This is a genomic window from Mesorhizobium sp. M4A.F.Ca.ET.050.02.1.1, assembly GCF_003997725.1.
Taxonomy (GTDB): Bacteria; Pseudomonadota; Alphaproteobacteria; order Rhizobiales; family Rhizobiaceae; genus Mesorhizobium.
Window position 1 is genome coordinate 1 of record NZ_RZSG01000917.1, and the last position, 2,194, is coordinate 2,194.

The 2,194-nt window shown below is 67.1% G+C and carries 4 protein-coding genes; 3 read left to right on the forward strand and 1 reads right to left on the reverse strand.

Annotated elements, in window-relative coordinates:
* Positions 1 to 20 precede the first annotated feature (20 nt).
* Genes EOA33_RS33100 through cobO form a run of 3 tightly spaced genes read left to right on the forward strand, consistent with a single transcriptional unit; the run spans position 21 to position 1,945 of the window.
* The gene (locus EOA33_RS33100; RefSeq protein WP_126054053.1) at positions 21 to 821 is read left to right on the forward strand and encodes a CbtA family protein; all 801 of its coding nucleotides are present in this window, start codon (positions 21 to 23) and stop codon (positions 819 to 821) included.
* On the forward strand, positions 814 to 1,329 hold the full coding sequence (gene cobU / locus EOA33_RS33105; RefSeq protein ID WP_127407534.1) for a bifunctional adenosylcobinamide kinase/adenosylcobinamide-phosphate guanylyltransferase: 516 nt from the start codon (positions 814 to 816) through the stop codon (positions 1,327 to 1,329). The genes EOA33_RS33100 and cobU overlap by 8 nt, the downstream gene beginning before the upstream one ends.
* Before the next feature lies 1 nt (position 1,330).
* Positions 1,331 to 1,945, forward strand: a complete 615-nt coding sequence (gene cobO, locus EOA33_RS33110) for a cob(I)yrinic acid a,c-diamide adenosyltransferase (protein WP_126054055.1) — start codon at positions 1,331 to 1,333, stop codon at positions 1,943 to 1,945.
* Here cobO and EOA33_RS33115 read toward each other — a convergent pair.
* A partial coding sequence (locus EOA33_RS33115; protein ID WP_190234451.1) for a cobalamin biosynthesis protein occupies positions 1,946 to 2,194 on the reverse strand: 249 nt, incomplete at its 5' end.

Sequence of the window (2,194 nt, forward strand, 5' to 3'; positions counted from 1 at the left end):
ACTGACAAGGGCCTGACATCATGAACCTGTTTCGCAACGTCGTGTTCATCGCGGCGATCGCAGGGCTCGTGGCCGGCGTTGTTCTCGCTTGCCTGCAGGCCTATGCAACCGTGCCGCTGATCCTCAAGGCCGAAGTCTACGAACAGGCCGGCGGCGGCCATCATCATGATCATGCCGCGGCGCCTGCCGAGACCGGCAACGCCATGAGCTCCGCCGCTCCGGCCGGAAATGCCATGAGTTCCGTGGCGCCGGCTCCGGCCGAAGCGGCCGCGCCAGCGGAAGACGAGGGCTGGGCACCGGCCGACGGCTTCGAGCGTTTCGCCTTCAACGTCGTCGCCAACATCGTCACCGGCATCGGCTTCGCGCTGATCCTGGTCGCGGTTTCGGAATTCGCCGGCGGCATCGGCAGCTGGCGCCAGGGCGTGTTCTGGGGGCTCGCCGGCTTTGCCGTGTTCACCCTGGCCCCCGGCCTCGGCCTGCCGCCGGAACTGCCGGCGATGCCGGCGGCCGAACTCCTGCCGCGCCAGATCTGGTGGACGGCGACAGCGGTCGCGACCGCCGCCGGACTCGGCCTGATCGCCTTCCGCAAATCGCTGCCGCTGGCGATCCTGGCCGTAGCCCTGATCGTCGCGCCGCACATCGTCGGCGCGCCGCAGCCGGAAAGCTTCAAGACGCCGATTCCCGAAGGCCTGCATCACCAGTTCGTGGTCGCCGTGACACTCACCGATCTGGTGTTCTGGCTGGTGCTGGGTGCCGCCGTCGGCGTGGTGCGCGGCCGCTTCACCGGCACGGCCACCAGCCTGCGCGACAGCTTTGCCTGATCGCAGGGGACTGACCTTCATCATCGGCGGTGCGCGCTCCGGCAAGAGCGCGCATGCCGAAACCCTGGTGACGGCGAGTCCCTCGCCATGGGCTTACATCGCCGCCGCGGAAGCCTATGACGATGAGATGCGCGAGCGCATCGCGCTGCATCGGGCGCGTCGCGGCGAGGGCTGGGCGACGGTCGACGCGCCGCTCGATCTTGCCGCCGCGATCGAGGCGCTGCCTGACCACGAACCCGTCTTGATCGACTGCCTGACTCTGTGGCTGACCAATCATATGCTGGCCGAGCGCGACCTCGATGCGGAATGCCGGCGGCTTGTGGATGTTCTATCGCGGCCGCGCGGGCCGTGGTTCGTGGTGTCCAACGAGGTTGGCCTGGGCATCGTGCCCGACAATGCGCTGGCGAGGCGGTTTCGCGATGCCGCCGGCCGGCTCAACCAGCAGGTCGCCGCCGTCGCCGATACGGTGCTGCTGATGGTGGCCGGTCTGCCGCTGAAAGTGAAGTGAGATGACCGAGACTGATGACAAGGATGCCGAGCGCCATCGCGCCAAGATGGCCAAGCGCAAGGCTGTTCAGGACGCCGAGGTGGCGGCAAAGACGATCGAGAAGGGACTGCTGATCGTCAACACCGGACCGGGCAAGGGCAAGACTACGGCCGCCTTCGGGCTGGCGCTCAGGATGCTCGGCTACGGCAAGCGTGTCGGCGTCGTCCAGTTCATCAAGGGCAAATGGCAGACCGGCGAGAAGGACGCCTTTGCCGCCTTCGGCGACCGCGTCGTGTGGCATGCGATGGGCGAGGGCTTCACCTGGGAGACGCAGGACCTGAAGCGCGACATCGCCGCCGCCGAGGCTGCCTGGGCAAAAGCACTGGAGCTGATGGCGGATCCGTCGATCAGCCTTGTCGTGCTCGACGAGCTCAACATCGCGCTGCGCTACGACTATCTCGATCTGGAAAAGGTCGTTGCCGCGCTGAAGGCGCGCCGTGCTGACCTGCATATCATCGTCACCGGCCGAAACGCCAAGCCGCTGCTGGTCGAGGCGGCCGATCTCGTCACCGAAATGGGGCTGACCAAGCATCATTTCTCGGCCGGCGTGAAAGCCCAGCAAGGCATCGAGTTCTGATCACATCGTCAGATAGATCAACAGCGCCGACAGGATGCCGAACAGCGCGATCAGCAGCCGGTCGGCCACCTGGTAGAGCTTCAGCGCCTGCCTGATGTCGAGGCTTTCCGCCTCGCGCCGGCCGCCTTCGCCCATGTAGGCATCCTCGACGACGACGCCGCTATAGCTGCGCGGGCCGGCCAGGGCGAGACCCAGCGCGCCGGCCATCGCCGCCTCCGGCCAGCCGGCATTGGGCGAACGGTGCTTCCT

Excerpts from the sequence above, each read along its gene's own strand:
- EOA33_RS33100 (WP_126054053.1), top strand. The coding sequence starts at position 21 with ATGAACCTGTTTCGCAACGTCGTGTTCATCGCGGCGATCGCAGGGCTC.
- cobO (WP_126054055.1), top strand. The coding sequence starts at position 1,331 with ATGACCGAGACTGATGACAAGGATGCCGAGCGCCATCGCGCCAAGATG.